Annotated in this window: 12 protein-coding genes and 1 riboswitch; all 12 genes read left to right on the top strand. The window is 68.8% G+C overall.

All coding sequences use genetic code 11. The features are described 5' to 3' along the window. The first annotated feature begins 3 nt into the window (after positions 1-3). A complete protein-coding gene (locus AWC02_RS08600) occupies positions 4-1086 on the top strand; it encodes an MCE family protein (protein WP_085128368.1) in 1083 nt (360 codons plus the stop codon). Then, a complete protein-coding gene (locus AWC02_RS08595) occupies positions 1083-2216 on the top strand; it encodes an MlaD family protein (RefSeq protein ID WP_085128510.1) in 1134 nt (377 codons plus the stop codon). Before AWC02_RS08600 ends, AWC02_RS08595 begins: the two co-directional genes overlap by 4 nt. Beyond that, positions 2213-3346, top strand: coding sequence for an MCE family protein (locus tag AWC02_RS08590; RefSeq protein ID WP_237160393.1), 1134 nt, complete (start codon positions 2213-2215; stop codon positions 3344-3346). Before AWC02_RS08595 ends, AWC02_RS08590 begins: the two co-directional genes overlap by 4 nt. Then, positions 3343-4629, top strand: coding sequence for an MlaD family protein (locus tag AWC02_RS08585; RefSeq protein WP_085128367.1), 1287 nt, complete (start codon positions 3343-3345; stop codon positions 4627-4629). The genes AWC02_RS08590 and AWC02_RS08585 overlap by 4 nt, the downstream gene beginning before the upstream one ends. 14 nt (positions 4630-4643) lie before the next feature. After that, complete coding sequence (locus AWC02_RS08580; protein ID WP_085128508.1) at positions 4644-5213, top strand: hypothetical protein; 570 nt, start codon at positions 4644-4646, stop codon at positions 5211-5213. Further along, entirely contained in the window at positions 5213-5920 is a 708-nt protein-coding gene (locus AWC02_RS08575) for a DUF3298 domain-containing protein (protein ID WP_237160392.1), read from the top strand. The genes AWC02_RS08580 and AWC02_RS08575 overlap by 1 nt, the downstream gene beginning before the upstream one ends. A gap of 68 nt (positions 5921-5988) precedes the next feature. Then, positions 5989-7275 (top strand): amidohydrolase family protein, encoded by a 1287-nt coding sequence (locus AWC02_RS08570; RefSeq protein ID WP_085128366.1) that lies wholly within the window; start codon positions 5989-5991, stop codon positions 7273-7275. A gap of 117 nt (positions 7276-7392) precedes the next feature. Beyond that, positions 7393-8697 carry a TetR/AcrR family transcriptional regulator gene (locus AWC02_RS08565; RefSeq protein WP_085128365.1) on the top strand — a complete coding sequence of 435 codons (1305 nt, stop codon included), beginning with the start codon at positions 7393-7395 and terminating at the stop codon, positions 8695-8697. Between the two features lie 75 nt (positions 8698-8772). Beyond that, positions 8773-9651, top strand: a complete 879-nt coding sequence (locus tag AWC02_RS08560) for a mycofactocin-coupled SDR family oxidoreductase (protein WP_085128364.1) — start codon at positions 8773-8775, stop codon at positions 9649-9651. Positions 9652-9693: 42 nt separating this feature from the next. Beyond that, complete coding sequence (locus AWC02_RS08555; protein ID WP_085128363.1) at positions 9694-10356, top strand: SDR family oxidoreductase; 663 nt, start codon at positions 9694-9696, stop codon at positions 10354-10356. A 23-nt stretch (positions 10357-10379) separates the two neighbouring features. Next, a riboswitch (cobalamin riboswitch) is annotated at positions 10380-10606 on the top strand. A 110-nt stretch (positions 10607-10716) separates the two neighbouring features. After that, positions 10717-13014: a 5-methyltetrahydropteroyltriglutamate--homocysteine S-methyltransferase gene (gene metE / locus AWC02_RS08550; RefSeq protein ID WP_419179229.1), complete on the top strand. Its 2298-nt coding sequence runs from the start codon at positions 10717-10719 to the stop codon at positions 13012-13014. Between the two features lie 340 nt (positions 13015-13354). Continuing rightward, positions 13355-16722, top strand: a 3368-nt coding sequence (locus AWC02_RS08545) for an HAD-IC family P-type ATPase (protein WP_085128506.1), incomplete at its 3' end; no start/stop codon positions are given.

The raw sequence follows: 16722 nt of genomic DNA, 5'->3' as shown, positions 1-16722 counted from the left end.
CTGATGCCGCTGAGACTCAAGCGCCCCATCGAGGCCTACCACCCGGTCTGGCTGGGCACCGCCTCGGTGGCGGTCCTGACCCTGGTCATCGCGACCATCGTCGGTTTCGGCAAGCTGTCGGTAGGCCGCAGCGACTATCAGGCACAGTTCGCCCAAGCCGCCCAGCTCAGGCCCGGTGACCAGGTCACCGTCGCGGGAATCGAAGTCGGCACCGTCAAGAACGTCGCGCTCTCCGGCGACCACGTGACGGTGAGGTTCACCGTCGGCAACGGCGTACGGATCGGCGACGCGTCACGCGCCGCGATCAAACTGACCACCCTGCTGGGACGGCGCTACGTGGAGCTGTCGCCGGCCGGAGACGGCGAACTGCCCTCGCGCACCATCGCATTGGCGAACACCTCGGTGCCCTACAACCTGCAGGCCACGCTGGCAGACGCGACCACCACCTTCGAGCAGGTGGACGCCGAGCGCATCGCCGAGTCCATGGCCGAACTGAGCAACGGCCTTTCCGGCGTACCCGAGGCGTTGCCCGAGGCATTGCGCAATGTCCGATCCCTGGCCACCGTGATCGCGGCACGACGCGACCAGATCGGCTCCCTGCTGCACAACGTCGACACCCTCACCGGCGTGATCCGGGACCAGAAAGCCGATCTGGGCGCCCTGGTGATCCAGGGCGCCGACCTTCTCCGGACCATCAACGCCCGGCAGGCGTCACTGCACCGACTGCTCGACGGCCTCACGGCACTGGTCGACACCTTGAAGACGCTCTTCGACGACGAACCCGCCATCAACGAGCTGTTGGCCAACATGGCGCAGTTCGCGGGGATGGCCGCGAGCCACGACGCGCTGGTCCGCAACACGCTCCAAGTGATGCCGGTGGCCTTCCGCAATCTCGCCAACGCCAGCGGTAGTGGAACCGCCCTCGACATCAACCTGCCGGCCGGGGTGCTCATCGATTCCTGGATGTGTGCACTCAGCGGGCGTGGCAAGCAATTCGGCCTGGCGCAGTATTTCACCGATTGCCAGCCTGCCGCGGATCCGTTCCCGGGTTGGCCGCCACCGGATCCGGCGAGGCTGCCCCGATGAGCCGTCATACCTGGCGAATCCCGGTCGCAGCCGCCGCGGCCCTGCTGGCCGTCGCCGGCATCCTCTGGTGGCACGGCTCAGGCCGGCCGGCCCACGCCATGACCGTGACGGCGCAGTTCGAGGAGGCCGTCGGGCTCTATGAGGGCAATGCCGTCTCCGTGCTCGGCATGCCGATCGGCAAGGTCACCGAGATCAACCCCAAGGACAGCTACGTCGAGGTGAAGCTCGTCATCGACCGCAACGTCGACATTCCCGCCGACGTCCAGGCGGTCACGGTCGCCACCTCGATCCTGACCGACCGCCATGTCGAACTGACCCCGCCCTACAGTGGCGGGCCCAAGCTGCGCGACGGCGATGTCGTGGGTCTGCCCCGCACCAGGACACCGGTCGAGTTCGATCGCACGCTGGCCATGGCCGACAAGCTCTCCCAGGCGCTGGATGGGGACGGCGGCCAGGGCCGCGGTCCGCTGGCCAATCTGATCGGGATCGGGGCCAAGATCTCCTCCGGCAGCGGACCCGACATCAAGGCCGCACTCGATCAACTCTCGCAGGCCTTGCGCTTGAGCTCCGACAACGGTGCCGCCACGCGCCAGTCCATTGCGTCGATCACCGCCAGCCTCGCCGACTTGAGCCAGGCCGCAGCCGACAACGACACCGCGATACGGGAATTCGGGGCCAACGTCCGGGCTCTGAGCGACGTTGTCGCCGCGGAGAACCTGGGCGCCGGCAGGACCGGGGCCAAGGCCAACCAGATCCTCGACCAGGCGGCGGCGCTGCTGGAGCGCAATCGCGGCACCATCAAGGGCGTTGTCGGAGACTTCGGCGCCCTGACGACCACGCTCACCGAGAACCGGCGTCAGCTCGAGGAGATCCTTGACGTGCTGCCCCTGGTGGGCACCAACATCTACAACGCTGTCGATCCCAGCGGTCGCGCCCTGCGAATCCATCCCACGCTCGACAAGCTCATGCTCAACGGTCAGATGGCCAAGGAGATCTGCAACCTTGCCGGGATCAAAGACCTGGGCTGTGCCACGGGGACGGTCGCCGACAATGCGCCCGAGTTCGGCACGACGTTCTTCGTGGAGGGCATGACCGGTCTGCTCGAACACATGGCGGGAGTCGGCAGATGATGCGACGCCCCCTCGCCCGCGCTGTCGGCCACCTGGCTCGATCGGCGATCACCGCCGGGCTGGCAGTCACCCTGGTGGGCTGCGCGGGCGGCCTGGCCAGCATTCCGCTGCCGGCGCCGGGGCGGGTCGCCGGAGACATCACCCTGACGGCGGTGTTCGACAATGCGTTGAACCTGCCCGTGAAGGCCAAGGTCAAACTCAACGGTGCCGATATCGGCGAAGTGGAATCCATTGCGGCCCGCGACTTCTCCGCCCTGGTGCGGATGAAGATCAGCGCTGAGGCCGCGCTGTACACCGATACCGTCGCCGAGCTGCGCTCGGCCACTCCGCTGGGCGACATCTTCATCGCCATGCGACGCGGGCCGAATCCTTCGGCACACCCGGAACGGCTGCGGGACGGCGACGCCATCGCCGCCGACCACACGACATCGGCCTCGACCATCGAAGACGTGCTCGGCTCGGCAGCCCTGCTGGTCAACGGAGGTGCAATTCGCCGGCTGGTCTCCACCGTCAACGGAGCCGGTTCGGCGATGGGCGGCCGCGGCGAAAAGGTGGCCGGGCTGCTGCACAACTCCAGCGCGTTGCTGGACCGGCTCAACGGCCGCTCGGCGCAGATCGACAAGGCATTGCGCAGCACCTCCGAACTGGCCGCCACGCTCTCGGCCCGCCGCGACAGCCTCAATACGGTGCTGGCAGCGGCAGCGCCCGCGACGCAGACCCTCGCCGACAACGCCACCACCATCGCAGACCTGGTTTCCGCGGCCGGTCGCGTCACGACCCAGCTCAACCGCTTTCCCTCCATGCAGGGCACCGACACGCGCAGCACCATCGGCGATCTCAACCGCCTCTCGGACGTCTTCAACCAGATCTCCATCGACCCGCAGCTGAATATGAACATCTGGAACCGGATGATCTCGGGGATCACGCACATCACCAGCGGACCCGACATCCACGCCGTCGGGATCGTCACCCAGCTGGCGCTGGGGGCATTGCCCGACAAGAACTATCCCGGCGACCCGGGTATCCACGGTCCCGACGGCACCGACTGGCACGCCATGATCGGCAGCCTGCGCTATGAGTGGAACCTGTTGTTGAGCCGCATCTACGGGCCCGAACATCTGCCACGATGACGAACCGAGTCGCGCATCTCCTGGAACGTCCGGCGGGCCTGCTGGTCGGGTCGGTCAAGACGCTGCGCGCCCATCGCGTCGCCGTATCGGTGGCGGGCATCGCGGTGACCCTGGCCGTCGTCCTGCTCTACATCGTCGGCGGCACGCTGGGCATCAGCCCCCTGCGTTCGACCATCGCCGTCGAAGTCCACCTGCGTGAGTCCGGTGGGCTGTTGCCCAACCAGGACGTCACCCTGCGCGGGGTGCGGATCGGCAGGGTCAGCTCGGTGGCACTGGCAGATACCGGTGTGGTGGCAACCCTGGAAATCGACAGCCGCCGGCGCGTGCCGCAGAACAGCCGGGTGCGGGTCTCGGCGCTGTCCGCCGCCGGCGAGCAGTACCTGGACTTCGCTCCGGAGCAGCCCGGCGGGCCGGACCTGGCCGACGGTGCGGTGATCGACGAGGACCACACCACGGTGCCGGTATCGCTGGCTGCGCTGCTGGCCCACGCGAACGGGCTGCTGGCTCAGGTGGATCCGGAGAAACTGGCCGCCATCACCACCGAACTGCGGGTGTCGAACCAGGGACCGGCCAAGCTCGCTGCCCTGCTCGACGGCGGGGCATTCCTGATCACCACTCTCGAATCGGTGCTGCCCGAGACGGTCAGTGTGCTGCGCACCAGCCGGACCGTGCTGGCCACCCTCGTCGACACCAACCCCGGCATGGCACGAACCGCCGAGAACCTGGGCGCCATCGTGCGGGGAGCCCGGGCGATGGACGGCGGATTCCGCATCCTGGCCGACCGCGGTGCGCGTCCTTTCACCATGCTGGACGGCATCATCGACGACAACTCCGACACCATGGTTGCGATGCTGGGCAACCTCGTCACCACCGCCCAACTGTCGCACGCGCGGCTGCCCGCGCTGAACGAGATCGTCAACTCCAGTCGCGGTGGCTCCGCGGTGGAGGCGTTGAGCAGTGTGGTGTACGACGATGCGGTCTGGGTGATCACGGATCTCTATCCCCGGTACAGCTGCGACTACGGGTTGCCGCCGCTGCCGCCGGCCATCCCGAACTATCCCGAACCGTATCTGTACACCTACTGTGCCAATCCCGATCCTGCCGTTCTGGTGCGCGGCGCCCGTAACGCTCCGCGTCCGCCCGGCGACGACACCGCGGGGCCGCCCCCCGGCGTCGACCCGCATACCCAGGCGGATCCGGTTCCGCCCGACCCGCTCACCCTGCCCACCCTCTTCGGTGGTGTACCGATGGACATGCTCCTGCCACCCGACCCGCAACCGTGACGAAAGATCCGAGCATGACGGCACAGACCTCCGAAGAAGACGCCGCTGCCGAACCCGCGGAGGTGGCCGTCGACGACAAGCAGGCCACGCCGCCGGAGTCGGTGCCGCGCTCGCGCCGCGCGGCGCACATCGCTGGTATCGGTATCTGCGGTGCGGCCCTGGCGGCGCTGGGATTCTTCGGCTGGCACTACGCCCAGCACCGGGCCGTCAGCGCCGCGGGTGAGGCCGCGCTGAACTCCGCCCGCAGTTATGCCGAGGCGCTGACCAGCATCGACTCGGCCAGCGTCGACGACAGCTTCGCCGGCGTGATCGACGGTGCCACAGGAGGGTTCAAAGACTCCTACAGCCAGTCCGCGGCGCGGCTGCGTCAGGTGCTGATCGACAACAAGGTGATGAGCAAAGGGATTGTCCTGGACGCCGCGGTCAAGTCGGCGACCAGGAACAAGGTCGAGGTGCTGCTCTTCGTGGACCAGGCGATCACCAACGTCGCCAATCCATCGGCCCGGATCGACCGCAGCCGGGTCGCGATGACCATGGAACGGATCGGCGGACGATGGCTGGCCAGCCGCGTGGAGCTCAAATAGTGTCCGCCGCACGCCGTATGCGCGGGCTGCTCATGCTGCTGGCCCTGCACGCCGCCGTCGTGGCCGGCGTGGCCCGGGCGGTGCCCGCCGAAACGACGATCTCCGGTTCCAGCCCGGATGGGCTGGGCACCTGGACGGTGCACTATCAGCGCCTCGACGACGGCGATTCCCCGCTGGCCCAGGTCATCAACGATCACATCGACGCCGAGGCGCACCGCGAAGTCACCCAAGCGACCTGGGATGGGTCGACGAGACGGCCGTGGACTTTTGACGCCACCGGGACCATCGACGTGCGGGCCACGACCGTCTCAGAAGTTTTCGTCGGGTCCTACAACACCGCCGAGCCGCACATGCCGATGCAGACCGTGGGCACGGTGGTCTGCGATGCGCGTGACGGAAGCGTCATCACATGGGACAGGCTGTTTGCCGACAAGACGGCCGGCCTGTCCCGGCTCGGTGAGCGGACCGAGGCGCAGCTGGCCGCCGTGGCCTCGCCGACGCAACTGCGGGACTGGCGGCGCTCCGGCCAATTCGCGCCTGTCGACGTCAATTTCAAGTACTGGGTGCCGACTCCCGAAGGCCTTGCGCTGCAGATCCCCGAGGTGCAGTTCGGTCGCGGCCTCATGGTGATCACCGTGCCCTGGGCCGAGGTGCAGGACCTGATCGCGCCCGAGTTCGCGGCCATCGCCGACGACCGGACTCGTTGACCAAATATCTGTTCCGCCGTAGAGTCGGACGGGCGACACCGCTGAGGCACCCACCACAAGGAGCCCGCATGAACATGGACGACTTCGTCCTCGTCTCCGTCGACGACCACCTGGTCGAGCCGCCCGACATGTTCGACGGCCACATCCCGGACAAGTACAAGGACGCTGTCCCCCAGCTGATCCAGCGCGCCGACGGCACGGACGCCTGGGTGTTCGAGGGGCAAGAGGCCACCAACGTCGGCCTCAACGCGGTGGCCGGCCGCCCACCCGACGAGTACGGTGCGGAACCGACCAAGCTCAGCGAGATCCGCGAAGGGTGCTACAACATCCACGAACGCATTCGCGACATGAACGCCAACGGCGTTGCCGCCGCGATGAACTTCCCGTCCTACCCGCAGTTCTGCGGGCAGTACTTCGCCCGCGCCCAGGACAAGGACCTGGGACTGGCGGTGCTGCGGGCCTACAACGACTGGCATATCGACGAATGGTGCGGCGCCTATCCGGGCCGGATGATCCCGTTGGCGCTGCCGCCGATCTGGGACCCGAACCTGATGGCCGAGGAGGTGCGGCGGGTGGCCAAAAAGGGCTGCCACGCGGTCACCTTCTCGGAGAACCCGACCAAACTCGGCTACCCCTCGCTACACGACCCGCACTGGGATCCGTTCTGGCAGGCCTGTAGTGACGAGAACACCGTGGTGTGTCTGCACATCGGTTCGTCGTCGTCGGTGGTGATCACATCCGTCGACGCACCGGTGGACACCATGATCACGCTGCAGCCGATGAGCATCGTCAACGCGGCGGCGGACCTGGTCTGGTCACCCACACTGCGGAAGTTCCCCGACCTGACGTTCGCGCTGTCCGAAGGCGGGATCGGCTGGATTCCCTACTTTCTGGAGCGCGTCGACCGGGTGTACAAGATGCACCGCGCCTGGACCCACCAGGACTTCGGCGACAAGTTGCCCAGCGAGGTCTTCCTGGAGCGGATCGTGACCTGCTTCATCGACGACGGGTTCGGCATCGAGAACCGGCACAAACTCAACCTGGACATGATCACCTGGGAATGCGACTACCCGCACTCGGACTCCACCTGGCCGCTGGCACCGGAATCGCTGACCGGCTACCTGGCGGGGCTGCCCGACGACGAGATCGACAAGATCACCCACCAGAACGCCCTGCGCCTCTTCTCCTTTGACATGTTCGGGCACCTGCCGCGAGAGCAGGTCACCGTCGGCGCCCTGCGGGCGCAGTCACCTGACGTGGACCTCGGCTATCGCTCGTCGCAGCGGCTGAAGAAGACGGGCACCGATACCGTCACCGTCCTGGATCTGGCCGCCAAGCTGCCCACCGGAGCCTGATCCCGGACCGGCCCAACTGCGCGGCGGCAGGGCGGCATTCTGGTAGCGTTTCAACCAAATATTCGGTCGTCAGGGCTCGGGTCGGTCCCAGCTGATCACGGGAGCAGTGGAGGTGCGGTGGGGCGCCGAAAGCCAGCCGAAGCGTCATCTTCTGCGAACCGAACCGGAGGCTATGACGACGGTACCCGCCGCACCGAGATCCTCCAGACCGCCGCCGACCTGATCGCATCGTCGGGCCTGCGGACGTCGCTGCAGGAGATCGCCGACGCGGCGGGCATTCTGCCCGGCAGCCTGTACCACCACTTCGACTCCAAAGAGGCCATCCTGGTCGAGTTGGTCCGGCGCTACCACGCCGACCTCGAGCGCCTCGGCGAGACCGCGCATGCCCAGCTCGACGAGCTCGGCCCCCAGCCCGGCGCCGAGGCCATTGCCGACTTGGGGTCGGCGATCGCGCGGTGCGCCGTTGCACATCGCGCCGCCCTGCAGATGTCGTTCTACGAGGCGCCCAGCGCGAACCCCGAACTGGTCAAGCTGCTCCAGGAGCCGCCGACCAGCGCGCAGCAGGCCATGCTGGCGACGTTGCGGGCCGCCCGGTGGAGCGGTTACATCAGGCCCGACATCGACCTGCCGACGCTCGCCGACCGGATATCTCAGTCGATGATGCACGTGGGGCTCGACGTCATCCGGCACAAGGCGGCCGCCGACCAGACCGCCACGCTGCTCAGCCGCATCATGTTGCAGGGCTTGGCCGCTCGAGAACACAGCGATGAGGAGCTGGACCACTCCCCGGCTTTCGTCGCCGCCGAAGAGGCGATCAAGACCTGGACCGAAGACGACCCCGCGGAGGGCAACGACAAGGCCGCGCACATTCGGGCGGTGGCGCGTGCCGAGTTCGGCAGTAAGGGCTACGAGGTCACCACGGTCCGCGACATCGCTTCGGCGGCTGGCATGGGAACCGGCACGGTTTACCGTCTGATCGGGTCCAAGGACGAGCTGCTGGCATCGATCATGGCGTCGTTCGGCGCCAAGGCCGGGGGCGGATTCGCGGCCGTGCTGCGTTCTGACGCGACGCCGATAGAGAAGCTCGACGCGCTGAGCTGGATCAACATCAACGCCCTGGACCAGTTCCCGGACGAGTGGAAGATCCAGTTGGCCTGGATGCGCTACTCCCCGCCGGACACTCCCAATCCCGGCCTGGCGTTCACCACCCGGCTGCGACAGCTCAAAACCCTGTTGTCCGAAGGGACCCGGTCGGGCGACATCCGCATCGACACCCCGTCGATGGAGATGCTGTCGCGCTGCGTGATGGACCTGCTGTGGATGCCGGAGAACATCGTCCGGGACCAAGGGACCCGTGCGGCACTGACGCTGGCTCGCGACACCCTGGTGCGCGGGGCGGCGAGGCGCGACGCGACGCAGTAGCGCACCCGCGGGTGCTACCAAAGTTTTGTTCCGATTTCTCTTGCCTAACCCCGGGCCGTCGCATAGGTTCGGTCCATGCCTGGAAAGCTCACCGGCAAGGTCGCATTCATCACCGGCGCTGCCCGCGGGCAGGGCCGCGCCCACGCTCTTGCCATGGCCCGCGAGGGCGCCGACATCATCGCAGTGGACATCTGCCGGCAGATCGAGTCGAACCCCTACCCCCTGGCCACCCCGGACGACCTCGCCGAGACGGAGCGGGCGGTCAAGGAGCTCGGGCGCCGAGTGGTCGCCCGGATCGCCGACGTGCGCGAGCGCCACGAGTTGCGCGACGCGCTCGAAGCCGGCCTGGCGGATCTGGGCAGGGTCGACATTGTGGTCGCGAATGCGGGCATTCTGCCGATGGCGATGGGCAAGCCGGACCCGATGCAGTTCGTCGACGCCTCCGACGTGGACCTGCTTGGCGTGATGAACACTGTGGCCGTTGCCATTCCCCATCTTCCCGACGGCGCATCCATCATCGTCACGGGCTCGACCGCGGGCATGATCCGGGGAACCACCGACAACCCGAACATGGGGCCCGGCGGCGCCGGCTACGGGTGGAGCAAGCGCATCGTCATGGAGTACGTCGATGAGATGTCGCTGCATCTGGCGCCCCGGATGATCCGGGTCAACGCCATCCACCCGACCAACTGCAACACCCACCTGTTGCAGAACGACGGCATGTACTCGATGTTCCGCCCGGACCTGACCGCCGCGGGCAAGAAGGCCACCCGCGAGGACGCCGAGCCACTGTTCACGCTGTTTCAGGCCATGCCCATTCCCTACGTCGAGCCCGAGGACATGGCCAATCTGGGAGTGTTCCTGGCCAGCGACGACGCGCGCTACATCACCGGCCAGCACATCCGCGTGGACGCCGGCTCGCTGCTCAAATGGCCCAACGGTCCGGGCGGCTGAGTCTTCCCGCCGGTAGGCCCGGCGCCCGGTAGCGTCGCTCCCATGGCTCGCATCCTGATCATCGGTGGCCACGGCAAGGTCGCCCTGCTGCTCGCCCGCATCCTGGCCGATGAGCCCTCTACTGAGGTCACCTCGGTGTTCCGCAACCCCGAGCACGCTGACGAGGTCTCGGCGACCGGGGCGCACCCGGTGGTCGCTGACATCGAGCACCTCGACACCGACGCGCTGGCCGAGCTGCTGGCCGGTCACGACGCGGTGGTGTTCTCCGCGGGTGCCGGCGGCGGCAATCCGGCGCGGACCTACGCCGTGGACCGCGACGCCGCCATCCGCACCATCGACGCCGCCGCCAAGGCCGGGGTACGGCGGTTCATCATGGTTTCCTACTTCGGCGCCGGCCCCAACCACGGTGTTCCCGAAGACAACTCGTTCTTTCCCTATGCGCAGGCCAAAGCCGCCGCCGATGCCCACCTGCGCGCCAGCGACCTGGACTGGACGGTGCTGGGACCGAGCCGGCTGACGCTCGAGGAGCCGACCGGCCGCATCGACGTGGGCCCCGGTGCGGGCAAGGGTGAGGTGTCGCGCGGCAACGTCGCGCGGGTGATCGCGGCCTGCCTGGCCGACGCGTCGACCACCGGGCGCACCATCGATTTCAACGACGGCCACACGCCGATCCCGCAGGCGCTCGCGGCCGGTCGAGCCGAGTAGTCTCGGTCCTGCAACTGGTTTGCCGACACCGCCTCACGGCGGTCTCGGCATCGAGCGCACGGCGGTTTTCCGTCGGGCGCAAGAGGGAACCCGGTGAGAATCCGGGACTGTCCCGCAGCGGTATGCAGGAACGACCGCCGTCAACAGCACTGGTCAACGGGCTCGCCCACCGACTGGGAAGCGACGGCCATTAGGAGCACTTCGGTGCGTGCCTGCGAGTCCGAATACCTGCCTGTTGTGTTGGGCGCGCCGCGCCCAGCGGATCATCGCCCCGCGGAATGGGCGTCTGGTTTTGAGGGTTTTATTGCGTTAAATTGCATGGAACCGGATTGGCTGGACAACTGCCGGCGGTGATCCACCCTGCAATCGAAGGATCAACTCGTGAACGCTGCACCCTTTACCGCCACCGTTGTCGGCTCACCGCGAATCGGACCGCGACGCGAACTCAAGCGCGCCACCGAAAGTTACTGGGCCGGCCGGATCGACCAGGACGAACTGCGCCGCGTGGCCGCCGAACTGCGCCGCGACACCTGGGCTCAGCTGGCCGCCGCCGGCCTGGACTCGGTACCGGTGAACACGTTCTCCTACTACGACCAGATGCTCGACACCGCGGCGCTGCTGGGTGCGCTCCCCGCCCGGGTGGCCGGAGTGACCGACGAACTGGACCGCTACTTCGCCGCAGCCCGGGGCACCTCGGACATCGCGCCGCTGGAGATGACGAAGTGGTTCGACACCAACTACCACTACATCGTTGCCGAGATCGGCCCTGACACGACGTTCACACTCAACCCCGCCAAGGTGCTCGCCGAGCTCGCCGAGGCCACCGAACAGGGCTTCGGCGGAAACGTGGCCCGGCCGGTGATCATCGGCCCGGTCACCTTCCTGCTGCTGAGCAAGGCCGTCGACGGTGCGCCGCCGCCGATCTCCCGCCTGGACGAGCTCACCGAGGTCTACGCCGAGCTGCTGGGCAAGCTGGCCGACGCCGGCGCGCAGTGGGTGCAGATCGACGAGCCGGTGCTGGTGACCGACATCTGCGCCGACGCGCCCGCGCTGGCCGAGCAGGTCTACAACCGGCTCGGCGGGCTGAGCAACCGGCCGTCGATCTTCGTGGCCACCTACTTCGGGGACCCCGGAGCGGGGCTGCCCGCCCTGGCCCGCACACCGGTCGAGGCCATCGGGGTTGACCTGGTCTACGGCCCGAGCACCGTGGCGCCGGTGCCGGAGCTGGCATCCAAGACCTTGGTGGCCGGCATCGTCGACGGCCGCAACATCTGGCGCGCCGACCTGCGGGCCGCGCTGGCCACCCTGGCGTCGCTGCGGGGCAGCGCGGCGGCCGTTGCGGTATCGACGTCGTGCTCGACGCTGCACGTGCCGTACTCGTTGGAGCCCGAGACGGGATTGGACGGCGCGCTGCGCAGCTGGCTGGCGTTCGGCGCGGAGAAGGTGACCGAGGTGGCCACCCTGGCGCGTGCCCTGCGCGAGGGCACGGATGCCGTGGCCCAGGAGATCGCCGCGTCCGACGCCGCGGTCGCCTCCCGCACGTCCGACCCCCGCCTGAACAATGCGGCGCTGCGCGCGCAGATCGCCGAGATCAGGACGGCCGGCACCCGGCGCGGTTCGGCGCAGGCACGCCGCGCCGCCCAGGATGCGCGGTTACACCTGCCGCCGCTGCCCACCACCACCATCGGCTCGTTCCCGCAGACCGTCGAGATCCGCAAGGCCCGTGCGGCGCTGGCGGCCGGCGAGATCGACCAGGAGCAGTACATCGAGCGGATGAAGGCCGAAGTCGCTGCCGTCATCAAGCTGCAGGAGGATCTGGGCCTCGACGTGCTGGTGCACGGCGAGCCGGAGCGCAACGACATGGTGCAGTACTTCGCCGAGCAGCTGGAGGGCTTCTTCGCCACCCGCAACGGCTGGGTGCAGTCCTACGGCAGTCGCTGCGTCCGTCCGCCGGTGCTGTTCGGCGACGTCACCCGGCCCAAGCCGATGACGGTGCAGTGGGCGACCTACGCCCAGTCGCTGACCGACAAGCCGGTCAAGGGCATGCTCACCGGCCCGGTCACCATCCTGGCCTGGTCGTTCGTGCGCGACGACCAGCCGCTGGCCGACACCGCCTACCAGGTGGCCTTGGCGATCCGGGAGGAGACGCTCGACCTGGAGGCCGCCGGTATCGCGGTGATCCAGGTCGACGAGCCCGCCCTGCGCGAGCTGCTGCCGTTGCGCGACGCCGACAAAGCGGCCTACCTGGAGTGGGCGGTCGGCGCGTTCCGGCTGGCGACTTCAGGCGTCTCGGATGCGACCCAGATCCACACCCACCTGTGCTACTCGGAGTTCGGTGAGGTGATCGGCGCGATCGCCGACCTGGACGCCGACGTCACCTCGATCGAGGCGGCGCGCTCGCACATGGAGGTGCTCGACGACCTCAACGCGATCGGGTTCGCCAACGAAGTCGGCCCCGGGGTCTACGACATCCACTCGCCGCGAGTGCCCAGCGCTGACGAGATGGCCTCGTCGCTGCGCGAGGCACTGGGCGCCGTTCCCGCGCAGCGTCTGTGGGTGAACCCGGACTGCGGCTTGAAGACCCGCAGGCCCGACGAGGTGACCGCTTCCCTGGCCAACATGGTCAAGGCGGCCCAGCAGGTCCGGGCCGGCGTGTAACGACGCTCACCGAGTGTGCGTCAAGGGCGGGATCGTCACATGTTTTTCGCCCTGGGCGCACGCTCGGCGCGTGCCTAAACCCAATTCACCGGAATTTCAAGTCGATTCCGCGCACTGTTCAGCCGGCCGCTGCCTACCGGCTCTACCTTCGGTCGCGAAGGGGAGTAGTTCCCACCCGCCAGGTGGCGGGATGTGAATGGTCGTCAATACGGCGGGTCTGCCCGCCCGGTCATTCAGCGGACAACGTCATTCCGCGAGCGAGACCTTCGGACGATTGACCATGTCGACCGAAGCTTCGCAGGTTTTTGCCGCAGATTCGGTCGCCCAGCCAAGGAGACCGATGCCTCCCTCGATGCCTGCCCTGATCGACGATGTCGAACCGGGCCTGCAGCCGATTTCCCTCATCCCCGACAACCCCGGCGAAGCCGACGCTTCAGCGCCCCGCACGGCCGCCGAACCCGGCGACGGCTTTCTCGCAGTCGGCAATGCGGCCATGGCGGGGCTGTCCGCCGTCGGCCTGGGCATGGCACTCGCCGGGCGAGTCCTGCGGTTCCCGCGCCTGCCCGCCAGTGTCCAGGGCGCCGTCGTCGCCCTGGAACATCAGCCTCGGGTGCGCCGGCTGCTCGAAGAACGCATCGGCAAGCGCACGGCCGACACGGCGCTGGGGCTGGCCTCCACCGCCGCCAACGCGCTGGCCGTGGCACCGTCGATACTCGCGGTGGACTTGGCGGTCAACACCTTCCGGGCCGTCGAGGCACGTGCCGACACCCGCGCCTGGTCCCGGCGCGCACCGCACCTGACCCGTCCCGCCGCCCGCGCCGAGGGCCCGTCGGACGCGCGCACGCCGGAAGCACCGGCCGGGCAGATCGAACAACACCTGCAGCGCAACTCCTGGGTTCAGGCGATCGGTGCCACCGTGGCCGGTATCGCCAGTCGCGACCCGAACCTGGCCGGAAACGCCGCATTGGCCACCGTGCCCAAAGCCGCCCGGTCCACCCAGGAAGCGTTCGCGGCCACTCTGGGCCGCGGGCTGGCCGACAAGGACGAGGCGCTGCAGATCGACCCGGACAGCCTGCGCCGCCTGGATCGGATCGACGTGGTGATCCTCGATCCGCGGGTGCTGCGCAGCGAGTCATTGCGCCTGGTGCGGCTTCGCGGTGCCGGCGAGAAGGATCTGGCCGTGTGGGAGCGCGCCCAGGCGATGCTGGCCGACGACGACCTGCAGCCGGGTTGGCACCCGGTGCCCGGGAGCGCCCGCGGCAGGGGTCGCGCGACTGAGGCGCTGTTCGCCCCTGCGCCGCATCCGCTGGCCGTCGCGACGCTGGCCCAGACCCAGCGCGCCGAGGTGCAGGCGGTCACCGTCGACGACGCCGCCGGTGTGGGCGAGTTGCGGCCCGCGTTCGATGAAATCATCCCGCTGGCAGGTGATTCGATCGGCGACGCGCTGCTGCGCACGGCGCGCACCTACCAGCAGGACGGCCACAGCGTCGCGGTGATCTCCTCCTCGGCCGCCCAGGCGCTGTCGGCGGCCGATCTGGGCGTGGGCATCCTGCCCGACGACGACCAGCCTCAGCCGCTGGATGCGGACCTGATCGTCGACGGCCTGGCCGGGGTCTGGCGGATACTGCATGCCCTGCCCGCGGCCAAGGAAGCCAGCCGCCGCGGGGTGAACCTGTCCATCGGTGCTTCGGCACTGGGGTCGCTGCTGCTGATTCCCACCGTGCGGGGCAACGGTCCCGAACCGGTGGTCCTGGGCGCGGCAGCCGGCCTGATGTCCGGCTACTGGTCGGCACGCAACGTGGTGAACGCTCGGTTGCCGCGGCCGGTCCCCGTCGACGAGTGGCACGCCATGTCCGTCGAACAGGTTCGAAACGCTTTGGCCGCATCGTCGGAGTCCACCTCGGCACCCGACGCTGCCGACAGCGCCCAGCGCAACATCGTGTGGCAGTTCCTCGATGCGGTGCGCGACGAACTGTCTGACCCGCTGACCCCGGTACTCGGGCTCGGTGCCACGGCCACCGCCATCCTGGGCTCACCGATCGACGCATTGCTGGTCGGCTCGGTGCTGGTCAGCAACGCCTTCCTGGCCGCCGGCCAACAGCTCAGCGCAGAGCTGCGCCTGAATCGCCTCCTGGCCCACCAGATCCCGCCGGCCTGGAAAGTCACGATCCGCCCCGACGGCACCCGGGACCGCGTGCAGGTGCTGCCCGAGCAACTGCAGCGCGGCGACCTGATCGAAGTGGGTCCCGACGACGTGGTGCCGGCCGACGCCCGCCTGGTCGAGCTGGAGAAGCTCGAGGTCGACGAGGCCTCGCTGACCGGTGAGTCGCTGCCGGTGACCAAGCAGATCGACGCCACCCCCGGCGCCGAGGTGGCCGAGCGCCGCTGCATGCTCTTCGCCGGCACCACCGTGGCCGCCGGAACCGGCCTGGCACTGGTGACCGCGGTCGGCCCCGACACCGAAGTGCGGCGCGCCGCCGACCTGGTCACCAGCCGGCACAGCGACATCGGGCTGGGACACCAGCTCGGCCAGATCACCAATCGGACATGGCCGCTGAGCATGGTGGCCGGCGGACTGGTCAGCGCGCTCGGCGTGCTGCGCCGCACCCCGCTGCAGCAGGCGGTGGGCCAGGGCGTTTCGGTCGCCGTCGCGGCCGTCCCCGAAGGCATGCCGGTGGTGGCGACGCTCGCCCAGCACGCCTCGGCGCATCGCCTCACCAAATCCGGTGTCCTGGTCCGCGTTCCGCGCTCGGTGGAAGCCCTGGGCCGAGTCGACGTGGTCTGCTTCGACAAGACCGGCACGCTGAGCGAGAACCGCCTGCAGGTCACCGAGGTGCGCACAGTCGCCGAGCACTCCCGCGAGGAGTTGCTGCGCTGCGCGGTACGTGCGACGCCGTCGGCGAAGGGGCAGAACCACGTTGACGCCACCGACGCCGCGATCGTGGCGGCGGCCGAATCGGTGCCCGGTGCCCTCGCCGCCGAGCCCGCCGATGCCCATCTGCCGTTCCGGTCCGGGCGCCCCTTCGCGGCCTCGGTGTTCGGCACCGAACTGACCATCAAGGGCGCACCGGAAGTGCTGCTCGCCGCCTGCGGCGATGTCGCAGACGGCATGGATGAGGTGGTGGAGCAGTTGGCCGACGAGGGGCTGCGGGTGCTCGCGGTGGCACGACGCGAGCTCGATCCCGCTCAACTGGCGACGCTGTCGGCCGATGCCGACGACCCCGACGCCCAGTTGAACGCCCTGACGAAGCTCTGCGACGACGGGCTCACACTGCTCGGGTTCGTCGGAATCTCCGACACCCCGCGCGCCGGGTCGGCCGGCCTGCTGGCCGAGCTGCACCGCCGCCAGGTCCCGGTCCGGATGATCACCGGCGACCACCCGACCACCGGCCGGGCGATCGCCCGCAAGATGGGCCTGCAGCTCACCGCCGAGCAGGTCATCACCGGCAGCGAATGGGAGTCCCTGTCCGGCAAGGAGCAGGAACGCGCGGTGGCCGAGCGGGTGGTGTTCGCCCGGATGTCCCCGGCGAACAAGGTGCAGGTGGTGCAGGCCCTGGAACGCAGCGGCAAGGTCTCGGCCATGGTCGGCGACGGCGCCAACGACGCCGCCGCCATCCGGGCCGCCACCGTCGGCATCGGGATCGTCGCCCAGGGCAGCGACGCCGCCCACACCGCCGCCGACGTGGTGCTGCTCGACGGCAAGATCGA

This window comes from Mycolicibacter engbaekii, assembly GCF_002101585.1.
Lineage (GTDB): Bacteria > Actinomycetota > Actinomycetes > Mycobacteriales > Mycobacteriaceae > Mycobacterium > Mycobacterium engbaekii.
Note: the sequence above shows the minus strand (reverse complement) of the source record. Positions and strands in the feature narration are given on the sequence as shown.